At 61.1% G+C, this 15751-nt stretch carries 16 protein-coding genes; 7 read left to right on the top strand and 9 right to left on the bottom strand.

Annotated features, from left to right (window positions below):
* Positions 1 to 19 precede the first annotated feature (19 nt).
* On the bottom strand, positions 20 to 919 hold the full coding sequence (locus AC3WMV_RS19570) for a LysR family transcriptional regulator (RefSeq protein WP_103368179.1): 900 nt from the start codon (positions 917 to 919) through the stop codon (positions 20 to 22).
* Between the two features lie 128 nt (positions 920 to 1047).
* Between AC3WMV_RS19570 and AC3WMV_RS19565 the strand changes: the two genes are divergently transcribed.
* The 5 genes from AC3WMV_RS19565 to AC3WMV_RS19545 all read left to right on the top strand — a co-directional run bounded on the left by AC3WMV_RS19565 (position 1048) and on the right by AC3WMV_RS19545 (position 5824).
* Positions 1048 to 2427 (top strand): COG3014 family protein, encoded by a 1380-nt coding sequence (locus tag AC3WMV_RS19565; protein WP_103368178.1) that lies wholly within the window; start codon positions 1048 to 1050, stop codon positions 2425 to 2427.
* Between the two features lie 241 nt (positions 2428 to 2668).
* Positions 2669 to 4063 carry a COG3014 family protein gene (locus AC3WMV_RS19560; protein WP_097089538.1) on the top strand — a complete coding sequence of 465 codons (1395 nt, stop codon included), beginning with the start codon at positions 2669 to 2671 and terminating at the stop codon, positions 4061 to 4063.
* A 15-nt stretch (positions 4064 to 4078) separates the two neighbouring features.
* Positions 4079 to 4453, top strand: coding sequence for a YcfL family putative periplasmic lipoprotein (locus tag AC3WMV_RS19555; RefSeq protein ID WP_103368177.1), 375 nt, complete (start codon positions 4079 to 4081; stop codon positions 4451 to 4453).
* A 36-nt stretch (positions 4454 to 4489) separates the two neighbouring features.
* Positions 4490 to 5077: a penicillin-binding protein activator LpoB gene (lpoB, locus tag AC3WMV_RS19550; RefSeq protein WP_003229365.1), complete on the top strand. Its 588-nt coding sequence runs from the start codon at positions 4490 to 4492 to the stop codon at positions 5075 to 5077.
* 3 nt (positions 5078 to 5080) lie between these two features.
* Positions 5081 to 5824 carry a hypothetical protein gene (locus AC3WMV_RS19545; protein WP_027610462.1) on the top strand — a complete coding sequence of 248 codons (744 nt, stop codon included), beginning with the start codon at positions 5081 to 5083 and terminating at the stop codon, positions 5822 to 5824.
* A 199-nt stretch (positions 5825 to 6023) separates the two neighbouring features.
* Here AC3WMV_RS19545 and AC3WMV_RS19540 read toward each other — a convergent pair whose 3' ends face one another.
* The 3 genes from AC3WMV_RS19540 to AC3WMV_RS19530 form a co-directional block, all read right to left on the bottom strand.
* Complete coding sequence (locus AC3WMV_RS19540; protein ID WP_027610461.1) at positions 6024 to 6656, bottom strand: LysE family transporter; 633 nt, start codon at positions 6654 to 6656, stop codon at positions 6024 to 6026.
* A gap of 202 nt (positions 6657 to 6858) precedes the next feature.
* Positions 6859 to 7440, bottom strand: a complete 582-nt coding sequence (locus tag AC3WMV_RS19535; protein WP_027610460.1) for a mechanosensitive ion channel family protein — start codon at positions 7438 to 7440, stop codon at positions 6859 to 6861.
* Entirely contained in the window at positions 7440 to 9350 is a 1911-nt protein-coding gene (locus AC3WMV_RS19530) for an ATP-binding cassette domain-containing protein (protein ID WP_027610459.1), read from the bottom strand. The genes AC3WMV_RS19535 and AC3WMV_RS19530 overlap by 1 nt, the downstream gene beginning before the upstream one ends.
* A gap of 50 nt (positions 9351 to 9400) precedes the next feature.
* Between AC3WMV_RS19530 and AC3WMV_RS19525 the strand changes: the two genes are divergently transcribed.
* A complete protein-coding gene (locus tag AC3WMV_RS19525) occupies positions 9401 to 9865 on the top strand; it encodes a TIGR02444 family protein (RefSeq protein WP_103368176.1) in 465 nt (154 codons plus the stop codon).
* Here the strand turns inward: AC3WMV_RS19525 and AC3WMV_RS19520 are convergent.
* Positions 9862 to 11010: an AlgP family protein gene (locus AC3WMV_RS19520; protein ID WP_103368175.1), complete on the bottom strand. Its 1149-nt coding sequence runs from the start codon at positions 11008 to 11010 to the stop codon at positions 9862 to 9864. The two genes, AC3WMV_RS19525 and AC3WMV_RS19520, sit on opposite strands and share 4 nt — an antisense overlap.
* 192 nt (positions 11011 to 11202) lie before the next feature.
* Here AC3WMV_RS19520 and AC3WMV_RS19515 point away from each other — a divergent pair, with 192 nt between their 5' ends.
* Complete coding sequence (locus tag AC3WMV_RS19515; protein WP_103368174.1) at positions 11203 to 11868, top strand: FKBP-type peptidyl-prolyl cis-trans isomerase; 666 nt, start codon at positions 11203 to 11205, stop codon at positions 11866 to 11868.
* Between the two features lie 79 nt (positions 11869 to 11947).
* On the opposite strand, the gene AC3WMV_RS19510 is transcribed toward AC3WMV_RS19515, so the two are convergent.
* From AC3WMV_RS19510 to AC3WMV_RS19495, 4 genes are all read right to left on the bottom strand, one after another.
* Positions 11948 to 12406 (bottom strand): Rsd/AlgQ family anti-sigma factor, encoded by a 459-nt coding sequence (locus tag AC3WMV_RS19510; protein WP_007964519.1) that lies wholly within the window; start codon positions 12404 to 12406, stop codon positions 11948 to 11950.
* A 186-nt stretch (positions 12407 to 12592) separates the two neighbouring features.
* The gene (locus AC3WMV_RS19505) at positions 12593 to 13144 is read right to left on the bottom strand and encodes a disulfide bond formation protein B (protein WP_103368173.1); all 552 of its coding nucleotides are present in this window, start codon (positions 13142 to 13144) and stop codon (positions 12593 to 12595) included.
* A 218-nt stretch (positions 13145 to 13362) separates the two neighbouring features.
* Positions 13363 to 14601 (bottom strand): heme biosynthesis protein HemY, encoded by a 1239-nt coding sequence (locus tag AC3WMV_RS19500; protein ID WP_103368172.1) that lies wholly within the window; start codon positions 14599 to 14601, stop codon positions 13363 to 13365.
* On the bottom strand, positions 14598 to 15740 hold the full coding sequence (locus tag AC3WMV_RS19495; RefSeq protein WP_103368171.1) for a uroporphyrinogen-III C-methyltransferase: 1143 nt from the start codon (positions 15738 to 15740) through the stop codon (positions 14598 to 14600). Before AC3WMV_RS19495 ends, AC3WMV_RS19500 begins: the two co-directional genes overlap by 4 nt.
* Between the last annotated feature and the right edge of the window lie 11 nt (positions 15741 to 15751).

Genomic DNA, 15751 nt, shown 5'->3' with positions numbered 1-15751 from the left:
GTCGATGTCTCGTGGCGTTTTAACGCAGCGCGACGGGTGTGTTGCGGTAATGCTCCAGCATGAATTCGACGAACACCTGTACCTTCAGTGCGACGTGCCGGGCATGCGGATAGAGCGCGTAATAGTGTCGCCGCCCAAGGCTGTAGTTGGGCAGGATTTGTACCAGCCGGCCGCTGAACAGATCGTCCTGCACTGTGGCCCGGGTGAACGCGGCGATACCAACCCCGGCCAACGCGGCGGCGTGCAGCGAACTGATCGAATCGGCCTTGAACCGGCCCTGCACGCGCACGCTGGTGGTGAGTCCACGCGTATCGGTCAGCACCCAGTCACTGCCACCGGCAAACGCCAGTAACTGCTGCTCGGCGAGTTCGCGCACCTGGCGCACCAGACCATTGCGCGCCACATACACAGGCGAAGCCACCAGCAACATGTCCGAGACAGTCAGCAACCGCGCCACTATGGATGAATCGGCCAACGGCCCGCAGATACGCAGGGCCACATCGAAACCCTCGGCGATCAGATCGACGAAACGGTCATCGCAGGACAGGTCCACTTCAATCTCGGGATAGCGCTGCTGAAACGCCGGCAACCAGCTCGCCAGCTCCAGCGTACCGATGACCATCGGTGCACTGATGCGCAGCACACCGCTGGGGCTTTCATGTGCCTGCCCCACCGCCAGTGCGGCTTGATCGAGGCGATCGAGAATGTCCACGCACGCCGCGTAATACTGCTGCCCTGCCGTGGTCAGGCTGAAACCTCGGGTGTTGCGATTGATCAGCCGCGTGCCCAGCTCGCTTTCCAGTTGCTGCAACTGCCGGGAGATGGTCGAGTGAGTGGTGTCGAGGCGCTCGGCAGCGGCGCTGAACCCGCGACACTCGACGATGCAACGAAACGCGCGCATGGCTTGCAGTTGATTCATTAAAGCCCCGGATCTGTTGAGCGCTGAGCGCGCAAGCCTAGCGCAATCCTTGTCCACCCGGCAGCAGCAAAGCGCCCCTATAATGCGTCACCTCCGTGCTTTTGCCGTTCAAGGAAGAACCCGTCTCCATGCGCCATTGCCTGCCGCTCTACCTGCTGCTTAGCCTCATCATGCAACTGAGTGGGTGCGCCGCTTACCGCAATTACGATCAGGAAATGCAGCAGACCATCGATCAGATGGCGCAGGGCAATCTCAACGAAGCGCTTTATCTGATGGAGCTGCACAATCCTTGGGAAGACAAGGATCTGCTGTATTTCATGGAACGCGGCGCGATCCTCAGCGCCGGCACCAACCTGCCAAAAAGCCAGGAAGCGTGGCGCAGTGCTGACCGGATGATTTTTCAGCGCGAAGAAGCCGTGCCCTCCGCAGGCATGAAGTTGCTGACCCGCTTCGGCAACGAAATGGGCACGATGCTGGTCAACGACAAGCTGCTGCGCTACGAGGGTTACGACTACGAAAAAGTCATGCTGACCACCGAGATGGCGCTCAACCAACTGGCGGAAAACGATTTCGACGGTGCCCGGGCCGACATCAAGAAAACCCACGAGCGCGAAACCCTGATCGCCCGCCAGCGCGAAAGGCAATACGAAGAAGCTGAAGAGCAAGCCAAAAGCCAAGGGATCAGGCTGCATTACAAAGATTTGCAAGGCTATCCGGTGACCATCCTCGACGCTCCGCAAGTCATCGCGCTGAAGAATGGCTACCAGAGTGCGTTCAGTCATTATCTGGCAGGCTTCACCTATGAAGCCTTGGGCGAGCGTACGCTCGCGGCACCCGGCTATCGACAGGCGATCGAATTGCGCCCGGGCCTGCGGTTTCTCGAAAACGCTCTGCGCAATCTGGACAAACCCGGGCCGACAGGCGATGAAAGCGAGATTCTGATCGTGGTCCAGGCCGGCTTCGCCCCGGCACGCAGTTCGGTGCAAGTGCCGATCCCGGTACGGCTGAACGAAAACCTGACGATTATCGCCCCGATTTCGTTCCCGGTGATGGTGCCCGACACTCTCACACCTCCGGTTCCAAGCGTGCTCGTGGATGGTAAACAATACCCGCTGACGATGATCAACAGCGTCACGGACATGGCCATGCGCACCTTGCGCGATGACATGCCGGCGATCATTTCCCGCGCCATGTTCCGCGCCAACATGGCCGCCATCAGCCAGGCGCAAATGAACGAGCGCGATCCGTCCAAGGCGTCGTTGGTGGTGACCGATCCTGATCCTTTTGAAGAGGCTGACACCCGAACCTGGCGCACGCTGCCGGACAAAACCCTGGTCGCCCGTCTGCGCCTGAAAAAAGGCCTGCACCGCGTGCGCTTTCCGTATTTTCGTGCAGAAGACGGGTTCACGGTACGCGTCGACCACAGCCATCAAGTGTTCAACCTGCGGGTATTCATGGGCCAGAACTATTACGTCGGATCCGCATTGGTCCTGCCCGAAACGCCATGAACGAAAGGTGTCAGATAATGCAGAGGAGTAATGGCACCAAACTAACAAGTGCGATTAAAAAGCTATTACATGGCCAGCATCGGCCGCTTATAATGCCGCGCCCGCGCTATCGCGATGCGGCATAAAAGCTCCTCTGGTTATGAGGAATTGGCAGGAGGCCAGCGCCACTGTCGATGGGTCACACCAGCCCGACCAGCACCGGCGGCTGATGCAGTTACTAGCTCAGGGAAGAAGTACCCCCATGGCATTGCGCACTCCCACCTTGATCGCGCTCAGCGCGGTTACTCTGCTGTCCGGCTGTTCAGCGTTTCGCAACTACGATTCGGAACTGGCCCAGACCAACCAGCAACTGGCCACCGGCAACGTCGACGCCGCGCTGAGCCTGCTGGAAAAGAACAACACCGGTCCGGACAAAGACCTGCTCTATTACTTCGAGAAAGGTGAGTTGCTGCGCGCCAAGGGCGACCTGTCCGGCAGCCAGAACGCCTGGACCAGCGCCGATCAGGTGGTTGGCCAGTGGGAAGATTCGGTCAAGCTCGACACCGGTAAATACCTGGCTCAGTTCGGCAGCTTCCTGGTCAACGACAAGGTGCGTCGCTACGAAGGCTACGACTACGAAAAAGTCATGTTGACCACGCAGATGGCCCTCAACCTGCTGGCGGTCAATGACTTCGACGGCGCCCGCACCGCGATCAAGAAGACTCACGAACGTGAAGCGGTGATCGCCGACCTGCGCGACAAGGAATACCTCAAGAGTGAGGAAGAGGCCGAGAAAGAAGGCATCAAGACTCAGTACAAGGATCTGCAAGGCTACCCGGTTGCCAGCCTCGACGCGCCGGAAGTGGTCAGCCTGAAAAACAGCTACCAGAGTGCGTTCAGTCATTACCTGGCCGGTTTCGTCTACGAAGCCCTGGGCGAGAAAGACCTGGCTGCGCCGGGCTATCGCAAGGCGGCCGAACTGCGCCCGAACACCCCGCTGCTGGAGCAGGCGCTGGTCAATCTCGACAAGCCGACCAAGAGCGACGACAGCGACATCCTGATCGTGGTGCAAAGTGGTCTGGCACCCTCGCGTGATTCGATCCGCGTGCCGCTGCCATTGCCGATCTCCAACAACGTGGTGATCACCCCGCTGTCGTTCCCGATCATCAAGCCTGACACCTCTACCGCACCATTCACGCAGATTGGCGTCGATGGCCAGCAAGTCAACCTGACTGCCCTCAACAGCACCACCGCCATGTCCCGCCGCGCCCTGCGCGATGACATGCCGGGGATCATTTTGCGCACCACCGTGCGCGCAATCACCAAAGGTGTGGCGCAGAAGAAGATCAACGAAACCAACCCGCTGGCCGGTCTGGCCGTGGGTATTTCTTCAGCTGTGCTGGAAGGTGCCGATACCCGTACGTGGCGCACCCTGCCGGACAACACCCAAGTGGTGCGTCTGCGCTTGAAGAAAGGCGAGCACCAGGTCAGCCTGCCGAGCGCCGTCGGCGGTTCGCTGGTCAAAGTCACCGTCGATCAGCGTTATCAAGTGATCAGCCTGCGTGCCGTGGGCAATCAGGTGTTTGCCGGTGGCGTCGCCGCCCACGTCATCCCGAGCGCCGGTGCGACCAACGTCGCCAGCCTCAAACAACCTTAAGAACGGAGTCTTTGCATGCGCTTGAAACTCATCGCCATCGCCGCCCTCGCCGTGCTGGCCAGCGGCTGCGCCACCCCGCCACCCCCTGAGCCGGGCAGCGCCGCGAGCAAGGTCGTGGCCATGGGCCCGCAGAAACACATCGCGGTCGGCGCCATGCGCGTCGCCCGAGAGAACGGCTTCATGACCGTCAATGTGCAGTTGACCAACACCCTCAACAGCAACAAGACGTTCTACTACCGCTTCGCCTGGCTCGGTGCGGAAGGTTTCCCGATCGCCGAGGAAGAAGTCTGGAAGAGCCAGATGATGTACGGCGCTCAGACCAGCTTCATCCAGGGCATCGCCCCGACCCCGAAAGCCGTGGATTTCCGTCTCGAACTCAAGACGCCTTAAGTCCGCCACCCTATTCCTGTTTTAGAGAGCATTCCCATGTTTGCACGCTTTTCCCTGATCGCTGTCCTCGCCCTGCTGGCTTCCGGTTGCGCCAACACCTCGCCGACCCTGGGCAGCAAAAACATCAGCTACGGCGACACCAAAGCGGTTGAAACCGTGACCAACGAATTCGGTTCGACCGACCTGCAAATGATCGCCGAATCGATGACCCGCTCGCTGGCCCAGTCCGGCATTCTGCAGGGCCGCCCAGTGGTGCAGGTCTACGACGTGAAGAACAAGACCAGCGAATACATCGATACCCGCGAAATCACCACCAGCATCAAGACTCAGCTGATGAAGTCCGGCACCGCCCGTTTCGCCAGCGACAACACCGCGATGCAGAGCCAGGTCGATCAGCTCAAGCTGCAAAACCAGAGCGGTCTGTACAAGAAGAGCACCGTGGCCAAGACTGGCAACATGATCGCCGCCAAATACCGTCTGGAAGGCTCGATCAGCTCGATCGTCAAACGCAGCAGCGACTACAAGGACGTCTTCTACAAATTCAGCCTGCAACTGATCGACGTCGAAAGCGGTCTGGCCGAGTGGATGGACGAAAAAGAGATCCGCAAAACCACGGAGCGTTAAGCAATGCGCGCATGGATTGGCATGATGGCCCTGGCTTGCGCGTTCAGCGTGCAAGCGGCCCCGAAAGTCGCGGTAACGGATCTGGCGTATCAGGAGCGTGTGGAGCAGTACATTCACATCGTTTCGGCGCAGAACAATTACCGCGAGGGTTACTACAGCTCCAGTGGTTCGTCGAACTACAACGAGCTGGAAGCGACCACCAGCTACATCGAACAGGGTGAACTGCGTAAATTCACCGGCGACATCAAAGGTGAAATCCTCCGCACCGGGATGTTCCAGCTGGTGCAGGGCACGCCGTACACCGCCTCGTCCAAGGGTGACGTCTACGATGTGATCAAGCGCATCAAGGCCGGCAACTTCAAGGGTGCCGACTACGTGCTGTTCGGCACCGTGTCGGACATCGACTTCACCCAGGACATGAACGAGCTGGCGCACACCGACAGCTATTCGGCGGTGCTGGGCCTGACGCTGGTGGCCGATTTCAGCCTGATCAACACCAAGACCTACGAGATCACCTCGGCCTTCACGGCGATGGGCGAAGCGCAGGACACCAAACTGGTGAACGGCCGCGACATCAAGATCTCGCTGAACCGCCCACGGGTGGTACGTGAAGTGTCGAAAGCGCTGGGTGAGGATGTGGCCGGGCAACTGAGCATGCAGCTCGGTGGCGGCGGTTACGAGCAGCCGCGTGAGGCGCAGCAGCGCAACAATCTGCCGCGTGATACCGCGCCGGTGATTTTGCACTGACCGGCTGAGTGAATAACTCTGTGGTGAGGGGATTCATCCCCGATGGACTGCGCAGCAGGCCCCTTCTTGTCAGGTCAAGAGCGGGGCCGCTTCGCGCCCCATCGGGGATGAATCCCCTCGCTACAACGGCGTTCACTGGAGAAATCAGCAGGAATAAAAAGGCGACCTCAAGAGGTCGCCTTTTTTGTGCCGGCAGGTTTTACACCGCCGCTTTTCGCAACGTCGCCATGAATGCCGCCGCGCCAATGAACAGCCCGGCAAACGTGCGGTTCATGCGTTTCTGCTGCTGCGGTGTACGCAACAGGCGCAGCACCTTCGACGCCAGCCCGGTGTAGCCGGCCATGACAATCAGATCCACGCAGATCATGGTCGCACCGATCACCACATACTGAATCAGCAACGGTGCGTGAGGATTGATGAACTGCGGCAGCACCGCCAGCATGAACACCAGTGCCTTGGGGTTGCTGATGTTGACCAGGAAGCCGCGAAACACCAGCGCCAGAGGTTTGCCGATCGGCCGTACCGCCGCGTCATCGCTCATGTCCATGGGCAGCGCACGCCATTGCTTGATCGCCAGATAGACCAGATAGGCCACACCGAACCATTTGATCGCGTGGAATGCGGTGGCCGAGGCGGTCAGGATCGCGCCGACACCGGCGCCGACAATCGCAATCTGCACCGCCAGGCCGATCTGCAGGCCGAGGGCGTTCCAGTAACCGCGCCAGAAACCGTATTGCAGACCGCTGGACATCGACGCAATGGCGCCAGCACCCGGGGACAGACTGATCACCCAGCAGGCGGCAAAGAATGCCAGCCATGTTTGAAGCTCCATCGCACACCTCGACTCTGAATCGTGACAGACGTCAAAGCTAATGCGCTTTGGCGCGGATGACTACCGATTTTTGCTGGAGGGTTCGGGCGCGGCTGAGGGCCTCTTCGCGAGCAAGCCAGCTCCCACGTTGGATTTGTGTCGATCACAGATCCAATCTGGGAGCGGGCTTGCTCGCGAGGGCGTCAGATCAGACGCCCGAAGACTACTTCTCGAAACCGCTCGAAGGAAACACATCACTCCCGCGCCAGCGCCGCACCGAACGCTGGAAGAACAGGCTGTTCGGCACTTGCACCATGGCGCTGCCAGTCCCCAGTTCCTCTGCTTCGATCAACGTGGTGTAGAGCAGATTGATCGCCACCACCCGGCCTTTGACACCCGGCTTGTCGGTGGTGTCCACCAGCTCGACCACATCGCCGAGGCGGAACGGGCCGACGGTGAAGATCAGGATCGCGCAAAGCAGGTTCGACAGCACACTCCACATGGCGAAGAACGCCACCGCCGCCACCGCGACGAAACCCGACAGCGCCGTCCACAACACCGTGGCCGATACGCCGAGGCGCTCCAGCACAAAAATCACCGCGCTGCCCATGATCAGCCAGCGCAATACGCCACGCAGGGGCATCAGCAACTGCGGCGGAAACGGATAGCGCTCGCCCAGGCGGGTGAGGAATCGAGCGACGACACGTTGAGCGAAGTAGCCGGCCAGCAGGATCAGCAGAATCTGCACGCCGAGCCAGATCGGTTCGACCCACACCGCCGGCAGCGGCAGCTTGAACGCTTCCATCAGGACAGCGCCTCCAGCTCCGCCTGCATGCTTTCCAGGGTTTCGAGTGCCTCCATCCACGCTTCTTCCAGCTCGGCTTCGCGCACTTTCAGCTTGGCCTGCTCTGCCAGCAGATCACGCAACTCGTTCTTGCGCGCCGGCTCGTAGATGTCGCTGTCGCCGAGGCTGGCATCGACCTTGGCGAGTTTTTCGTGGAGCTTGCCCAGTTCGGCTTCGAGCTTGTCGGCTTCACGCTTGTGCGGTGCCAGTTGCTGACGCAATGCAGCAGCGGCCTGGCGCTGGGCCTTTTTGTCGGTCTTGTCCGGGTTCACCGGGGTGTTGCTGACCGGCGCATTGCGTTGACGGTATTCCACCAGCCAGCGCGCGTAGTCTTCGAGGTCGCCATCGAACTCTTCTACCTTGCCGTCCGCGACCAGGTAGAAGTTGTCGGTGGTGCTCTTGAGCAAGTGCCGATCGTGAGACACCACCAATACCGCGCCGCTGAATTCCTGCAGCGCCATGGTCAGCGCCAGGCGCATTTCCAGATCGAGGTGGTTGGTCGGTTCGTCGAGCAGCAACAGGTTCGGCCGTTCCCAGGCGATCAATGCCAGCGCCAGACGCGCTTTCTCGCCACCGGAGAAATTCAGCACTGGCTCGTCAATGCGTGCGCCACGGAAATCGAAACCGCCGAGGAAGTCGCGCAGGGTCTGCTCGCGTTCGGTCGGCGCCAGACGCTGCAAGTGCAGCAGCGGGCTGGCCTTGGCATCCAGCGAGTCGAGCTGATGCTGGGCGAAATAGCCAACCACGGTGTTTTCGCCACGGGTCAGGCGCCCGGCCAGCGGTTCAAGCTCGCCGGCGAGGTTCTTGATCAGGGTCGATTTACCGGCACCGTTCGGCCCGAGCAGACCGATCCGCGCACCCGGGGTCAGTTGCAGCTTGACCTTCTCCAGGATGGTTTTGTCGCCGTAACCCAGGCGCGCATCGGACAGGTCGATCAGTGGACTGGAGATCTTGGTCGACTCGCGGAACACGAAGTCGAACGGCGAATCGACGTGGGCCGCCGACAGCTCTTCCATGCGCTCCAGGGCCTTGATCCGGCTCTGCGCCTGACGGGCCTTGGTGGCCTGGGCCTTGAAGCGGGCGATGTAGCTTTCCATGTGCGCACGTTGCGCCTGCTGCTTCTCGTAGGCCTGTTGCTGCTGGGCCAGACGTTCGGCACGGGCACGTTCGAACGCAGTGTAGCCGCCACGGTACAGGGTCAGTTTGCGCTGATCGACATGGGCCACGTGATCGACCACTTCATCGAGGAAGTCGCGGTCGTGGGAAATCAGCAGCAGGGTGCCCGGGTAGCTTTTCAGCCACTCTTCGAGCCAGATGATCGCGTCGAGATCCAGGTGGTTGGTCGGTTCGTCGAGCAGCAACAGGTCCGACGGACACATCAAGGCCTGCGCCAGGTTCAGACGCATCCGCCAGCCACCGGAGAAATCTCCTACCTGACGGTCCATCTGCTCGTTGGTGAAGCCGAGGCCGGCCAGCAACTTGCGTGCCCGCGCATCGGCGGTATAACCGTCGGCGCTGTCGAGCTCGGCGTGCAGGCGGGCCAGAGCCGTACCATCGTGGGCCGCTTCGGCGACGGCGAGGTCACGTTGCACCTCACGTAGACGCAGGTCGCCATCGAGCACATAGTCGACCGCCAGGCGTTCGAGGGTGTCGACCTCCTGGCGCATGTGCGCGATTCGCCAGTCGGCCGGCAGCAGGCAATCGCCCGAGTCCGGGTGCAACTCGCCGCGCAGCAAGGCAAACAGGCTGGATTTGCCGGCGCCGTTGGCACCGATGAGGCCGGCTTTGTGGCCGGCGTGCAGGGTCAGCTCGGCGTCTTCTAGCAGACGTTGCGGGCCACGCTGTAAAGTCAGGTTCTGAAGTCGGATCATAATGGCGGCGGAGTCTACCAGCTTCGCTCACAACTGGCGCGAGTAGCACGATGTCCTCTGACCTGTGGAGCTTTTCCCTTGCCATCTACGCCCGACCGGGCGTGGAACCTGCCTGCCTGCAACTGCAAGCGGCGGGGGCCAATGTCTGCCTGCTGCTGTGCGGTCTGTGGTTGGAACAACGTGGCGCGGCCTGCGACGAACAACGCCTGGAGCAGTTGAAAACGCTGGTGGGGCCTTGGGATGCGGAGGTGGTGCAGCCACTGCGTGCATTGCGCACTCAATGGAAAACCCTGGCCGAGGAAGATCCGGTACTCAAGGGTCTGCGAGAACAAATGAAAGCATTGGAGCTGGAAGCCGAACGGCATCTGCTGTGGCAACTGGAACAGGTTGCGCAGGATTGGCCGCGCGATGACGCATCAGCGTCGGGGGAGTGGCTGGAGAGTCTGACGGGATCGGCCGCCAGCCCGAACCGCGACGCGCTGCAAGTGCTGCGCGTCGCGGCAACCGGCACTTAGGAAGCGCTGGTCGGGTTGCTGCTGGCGCTCGACGCGGCGGCTGGCGTTGGCGCAGTCGTGGTGGTCGAGGTGGAAGCGGCTGGAGCAGGCGCGGCGGCGGCCGGCGCCGGAGCGGCTGGCTTGGCGGCAGGTGCAGTCGCCGGCTTGGCGGCAGCTGGTTTGGCAACGGCCGGTTTTTTCGCGGCAGGTTTGGCAGCTGGCTTGGCGGCTGGTTTAGCGGCTGGCTTTGCGGCTACTGGTTTGGCGGCAGGCTTGGCTGCAGCGGTCGCAGGTTTTGCTGCTGCAGGTTTGGCAGCGGTTTTAGCGGCAGGCTTGGCCGCTGGTTTGGCAGCAACCTTGGCAGCAGGTTTTGCCGCGACCGGTTTGGCCGCAGTCTTGACTGCCGGTTTTGCCGCAGCGGTTTTCGCGGCAGGTTTGGCAGCCGGTTTTACCGCTACTTTGGCAGCTGGTTTAGCAGCAGCGGTTTTTGCCGGAGCGACTTTGCGCGCAGCAGGTTTTGCTGCTGGCTTGGCAGCCGGTTTTGCCGCAGCAGGTTTGGCAGCGGCAGTACGTGCGGCCGGTTTCGCAGCGCTCGCCGCAGCCGGTTTTTTCACTGCGGTTTTGGCAGCAGGTTTGGCGGCGGTTTTAGCCGGTGCCTTGGCTGCAGGTTTTGCCGCTGGTTTGGCCGCAGCAGTTTTCGCCGGGGCTTTCGCCGCAGCAGGTTTGGCTGCCGCTTTTTTCGCAGGCGCTGCTGCTGGTTTGGCGGCGCGGGAGGACAGCGCCTTGCCGGCGGCCTCTTGCACCCGGCCGACACCCTGGGCCAGTTTCAGGCTTTCCTGGGCATCGCGCTTGAGTTGCAGAATGTAGCCGCGAGTGTCGGACTGACGATCCTTCAACGCATCGAGCAGGTCTTCAAGTTCTTTGACGGCAGCCTTGGCCTTGTTCTGTGCCTTGGCTTTACCGGCAGCAGCGGCGTCCTGCAATTTGGTGCGGGACTTGTGCAGTTTTTCTTGCGCCTTGCCGCGTTGCTTTTCCAGTTTGGCGAGCAGTTTTTCAGCATCAGCCAAGGCTTGGGAGCAAGCGTTTTCCAAATGCTCGAGCAGGCTGCCCGAGAGTTGTTGGAGTAAGTGCAACGGAGTGTTTACAGGCTTCTTGGTGGCCGACATGGTTTACCTCCTGGCTGACGTGAGTGCGGCTCATACTAGACCTCTGCAGTTACCGCCGCTAGGTCATCTTGACAGTAACGAAACCGTTGCGTTGCAACGAAGCGAAAATGTTCTGCACAAAGACAAAAGCAGTTCACCGTTGCAGACCTTCGCGCTGGCATAATCCACCGCAATTCAGGACGGAGAGAGCTCATGTCGCGCTACCTTTTTTTATCCCTCTGCATGATTTTTTCAGCGGCACACGCCGACGAAAAAACCACCGCGAACGACGCTCACGATCTGGCCTACAGCCTCGGCGCCAGCCTCGGTGAGCGGCTGCGCCAAGAGGTGCCGCAACTGCAGATTCAGGCACTGGTCGATGGTTTGCAGCAGGCCTATCAAGGCAAGCCATTGGCACTGAGCAAAGCACGGATCGAGCAGATCCTCGCCGATCATGAATCGCAAAACGCCGAGCACTCATCGCTGCCGTCGAGCGACGCCGCGATGGAAAACGAACAACGTTTTCTCACCGCCGAAAAAGCCAAACCGGGCGTGAAGCAACTGGCTGACGGCATCCTGCTGACCGAGCTGACACCGGGCACCGGTGCCAAGGCCGGCCCCGATGGAAAAGTCCAGGTGCTGTATGTCGGTCGGCTGCCGGATGGCACGGTGTTCGACCAGAACACTCAGCCGCAATGGTTCAGCCTCGACAGCGTGATAGCCGGCTGGCGTTCCGCGCTGCAGAACATGCCGGTGGGTGCCAAGTGGCGACTGGTGATTCCATCGGATCAGGCCTACGGCGCTGACGGTGCGGGCGATCTGATTGCGCCGTTTACACCGCTGGTATTTGAAGTCGAGTTGCGCGGCGCAACGAGCTGAGCGCAGCCGACGCGCAGGCATGAAAAAACGCGGTGCGCTTTCGGCGCACCGCGTTTTTTTCATGTCGGCGAGAAACGAATCAAGCCTGAACCGGATCTTCCTGCTTGTGTGCCGTGTGCAGCACTTCAATCAGGCAGTCTTCCAGTTCGAAGCGTTCGTGCAGCAGGCCACCGAGCTCCTTGAACTTCTCGGCGACGCATTTCCCCTCATCACAAAGGTCGTTGAAGGCGAGGAGTTTTTCGGTGATGACGTCGATGCGCGGATAGAGGGTTTCGGCGAGTTCGAGGCCGCGCTTGTCGTTGAAGGCCTTGGCTTCACCGGTCAGCTGTTCGTAGATCTCGAAGTGCCCGGCCGACACGTAATCGACCAGCACGCCGCAGAATTCCAGCAAGGGTTTACGGTTCTCGGACAGAGCCTGTGGTTTGTCACCCAACTTGTCGTAGGCACCGATCAGATCTTCACGCTCCTGCAACCAGCGGTCGATCAGCAGATGAACTCCACCCCAGCGTTCCTGAGCATTCTGACAACTTTCGAGCATGGCGATCTCTCTTCCCTTGTGGGTCATGCTGCTCTACACCCGCGCCCCTCTTCTGGCTGTTATCGCTTGGGGGCCGACCGGGCAGAGCGTCATCGAGCAACATAAATCCAATGACACGTGCGGGCCAGATTATGCCCGCACGCCTATGGCTTCAAGGTACGCAGGAGATAAAGTTCATACAAGTGTTTAATCCCTGACCAGCGTGCGGTGCGACGCTTCGCCGCTGAGCGGTCGCTGCAGAGCGCTCCAGACCAGCCGCAGCAATTGATAGACCGCCAGGATCGACATCGCCACAAAGAACAGCAGGCTCCATTCCGGGATGCTCAAATCGAACAGCGTCCAGGAGATTTCTGCGCAATCTACACCGCCCCTAAACATCCGCAACGTTGCACACAACCACGGCAGGTTGCTGAACAACGCTTCGGCATCAGGCGCGCAACGCGTCATCTGCATCAGCGGGTCACTCTGCAACAACACCTGCCGCCAGGCCGCCGTCGTCCCGCCCAGGCTCAGGCCAAGCGCGGCGACCCAGTACAGCGACAGGCCGACACGCCGTGGGCCGTGGACCGCCGCCAACCCGCAACAGAACGTCAGCAACGCCATGAAAAACCTTTGCGCCAGGCACAGGCTGCAGGGCGTCAGCCCGACCGCATACTCGAGATAATAGGAAGCTCCCAGGGCCATGGCCCCTGCAGTGAAAGCCGTGAAAAACAAGGAGCGTGAACAGGCCAACGACATGGCTTTTCCGTAACAGTGGAGACAGGCAGTTACGGTAGAGGAAAGCTTGTCAGCCTTTCAAGGCGGGGCCTTGGCGACAGTTCACCAGAAGTGTAGGGAAAACCCGACAGGTGCGAGAGGAATAGGTGTAGTCCGTTGTAGGACTTTGCCCAGGACGCCCGCCACAAGTAATTTTTCGCTCACTGAACGTTAACGAGGGAGCATGCTCCCTCGCGATATCAGGCGTGAACCGGCACCGGCAACGGCGCAGCCAGCAGACGCTCATCCAGCAATCCGAGACCCTCCTGGAACAGCTGGTTACTGCGCTCGGTGTCACCCAGTTGCGCAAGCAGACGTGCCAGCTCGGCGCAGGCTTCAGGGTTACGCTGCACTCGCAGACTGCTTTCCAGGTAATCCCGTGCCTTGCCCCACAAGCTGGCTTGCAGACAGAGACGACCGAGGGTCAGCAACAGGCTCGGGTCAGCAGGATGTTCCTTGAGCCAACCTTCGGCGGTCTGCAACTGGCGCGCCGGATCGCTGCCGCGCACCAAGCCATACAGACGCGCGAGATGGCTGTCGTACTTGCGCTTGAGGGCACTGCGCAGGATTTCTTCAGCTTCGACCTGAGCACCCAACTGACGCAATTGCTCGGCGTATGCCAGCACCAGCGCCGGCTCCTGACGCTGTGCGGAAGTCAACTGCTCCCAGGCACGGGTGAGTGACTGCAGACCGACCTTGCCGTCCTCGTCCCGATGCGCTGCCAGAGACAGGTTGTTGCCCCAGGCACGACGTTCCAGTTCAGCCAGTTCGGCCGGCGGCAGCACCTTGTCCTTGCGCAGTTCCGGCAACAGGCGAATCACCGCCGACCAGTCGCCGCGCTGCTGATGCAGACGCTGCAACTGTCGCAAGGTCTGCACGTTATGCGGATGTCGCTCGTGCATCGCCTGTAGGGTCACCAGGGCGCCGTCGGTATCACCACGATCGGTCTGCAACTGCGCATGACTCAAGGCAATCGCCAATTCGGCCTGCGGCTGGCGCTCCAGCGCACGTTCAAGCAACTGATCACACTCTTCGTACTTGCCTTGTTCGTTGGCCGCGCGTGCCGCGCCGAGGTAATACAACAGCGGCTGGCGCTCGGCCTCGGCTGCGCGAGACAGATGACGTTGCGCGCTGGCCCAGCGACCTTCGGCCAGATCCAGCTGCCCGTGTTCGATGGCCACCTGCACCCGCCGGCTGCGGTTGCGGCGCGACCACGGATTGACCACGCCACTGGAGGCCATGACCAGCTCGACCAAGGCCTTGATCCCCCAGATCAGCAGCCACAACACCGCGATCAGGCCCAGCGTGGCCCACAGACTGGCCTCGTAGCGGAAGCTCTTGTAGGCAATCAACACGTACCCGGAGTGCTCGGCAATCGCCAGGCCCAGTGCCGCCGTCGCCGCGATCACCAGAAACACGATCACATACAGGCGTTTCATGGCGTGGCCTCCTGCGCGGTGTTGGCGGCAGGTTTGGCGAACGGTTTGACCGACTCCTCAGCGTTGACGTTACGTCGCTCCAGATAAGCCTGCACCGCACTCAGCGTGCCGGTCAGGTCCGGCGTCTTGACCGTGACCGGTTGCTTGCTCAACTCGACAACCTGTTCGAGCATGATTTTGCTCTGCGGATTGTCCGGGTTGAAATTGCCCGTGAGCACATCCCGCGCTTCGGTCAGTGCCTGGGTGTAGACCGGTGCCTGGCCATTGAGCGCCGCCCATTGCGCTTGCTCCAGCGCGAGACTCAGGGCAAGGCGCACCTGGCTCAGACTTTGCCCGGCCAGCAGTGGCTTCACGTTCTTGTCGGCATTGAAATCGATGCGGATGTAACGCGACACCTGATCCCACCACTGCGCCCAGCGACTGGCGCCATCGCCGTCAGCGGTCAGGCCCAGCAGCGATTCGCCGCGATCCTTGTACTCAGGCGCCAGCTCGGTCAGTTCGATGACCTGATCACGCAAGGCACCAATGCGCAGGAACAGACCGGTGCGATCCGGCTGCTCGGTGCTGCGCAGCGCGACGAGGGTTTTCGCCACTTGCTCGCGGGCGGCGAACGAGCCGGGATCGTTCTGCTCACGCAGAATTTCGTCGGCACCCTGCACCAGCGCCTGGGCGCTGCTGATGTCCTGCAAGGCCGACAGACGCAGGCTGGCCAGACGCAGCAGATGCTCGGCCTCGGCCAGACGCCAGTCCTTGCGGCTGGCACCGAGGACGGTTTCCAGACGCTGGTTGAGACGCTGCTGATCCCCCTGCAGTTGCGTCACCAGACGCTGACGTTCGGCGAGTTCATCGGCACCGGGCAATTGCGCGAGGCGCTCGGTCAGGCGCTGTTCGTTGAGCTTGAGGCTCTGCGCCTGATCGTTCAGTGCCTGCACCTGGCCTGACTGTTGTGCGGTGTTGCTCTGCAGGTGACGCACCTGCCAGACACCCCAGCCACCGATCGCCACGCCGGCAGCGCCGAGCAACAGGGCGACAATGGCCAGTCCGTTGCCCCGGCGCGGCTCTTTGGCCGGCGGTGGAGTTTCAACCTGGGCATCGATCACAGGCTGGACATCATCTTTAGGCAAGGCTGTTTCGCTCACGTATCCATCCT

The organism is Pseudomonas sp. FW305-3-2-15-E-TSA4 (assembly GCF_058787295.1).
The sequence above is the reverse complement of the archived record's forward strand: the minus strand, read 5'-3'. Positions and strand labels throughout refer to the sequence as shown.

Coding starts and splice junctions, on each gene's coding strand:
- AC3WMV_RS19545 (WP_027610462.1), top strand. CDS start 5,081: ATGCGCGCATGGATTGGCATGATGGCCCTGGCTTGCGCGTTCAGCGTG.
- AC3WMV_RS19510 (WP_007964519.1), bottom strand. CDS start 12,406: ATGCTCGAAAGTTGTCAGAATGCTCAGGAACGCTGGGGTGGAGTTCAT.
- lpoB (WP_003229365.1), top strand. CDS start 4,490: ATGTTTGCACGCTTTTCCCTGATCGCTGTCCTCGCCCTGCTGGCTTCC.
- AC3WMV_RS19540 (WP_027610461.1), bottom strand. CDS start 6,656: ATGGAGCTTCAAACATGGCTGGCATTCTTTGCCGCCTGCTGGGTGATC.
- AC3WMV_RS19555 (WP_103368177.1), top strand. CDS start 4,079: ATGCGCTTGAAACTCATCGCCATCGCCGCCCTCGCCGTGCTGGCCAGC.
- AC3WMV_RS19520 (WP_103368175.1), bottom strand. CDS start 11,010: ATGTCGGCCACCAAGAAGCCTGTAAACACTCCGTTGCACTTACTCCAA.
- AC3WMV_RS19505 (WP_103368173.1), bottom strand. CDS start 13,144: ATGTCGTTGGCCTGTTCACGCTCCTTGTTTTTCACGGCTTTCACTGCA.
- AC3WMV_RS19515 (WP_103368174.1), top strand. CDS start 11,203: ATGTCGCGCTACCTTTTTTTATCCCTCTGCATGATTTTTTCAGCGGCA.
- AC3WMV_RS19565 (WP_103368178.1), top strand. CDS start 1,048: ATGCGCCATTGCCTGCCGCTCTACCTGCTGCTTAGCCTCATCATGCAA.
- AC3WMV_RS19570 (WP_103368179.1), bottom strand. CDS start 919: ATGAATCAACTGCAAGCCATGCGCGCGTTTCGTTGCATCGTCGAGTGT.
- AC3WMV_RS19560 (WP_097089538.1), top strand. CDS start 2,669: ATGGCATTGCGCACTCCCACCTTGATCGCGCTCAGCGCGGTTACTCTG.
- AC3WMV_RS19535 (WP_027610460.1), bottom strand. CDS start 7,440: ATGGAAGCGTTCAAGCTGCCGCTGCCGGCGGTGTGGGTCGAACCGATC.
- AC3WMV_RS19530 (WP_027610459.1), bottom strand. CDS start 9,350: ATGATCCGACTTCAGAACCTGACTTTACAGCGTGGCCCGCAACGTCTG.
- AC3WMV_RS19525 (WP_103368176.1), top strand. CDS start 9,401: ATGTCCTCTGACCTGTGGAGCTTTTCCCTTGCCATCTACGCCCGACCG.
- AC3WMV_RS19500 (WP_103368172.1), bottom strand. CDS start 14,601: ATGAAACGCCTGTATGTGATCGTGTTTCTGGTGATCGCGGCGACGGCG.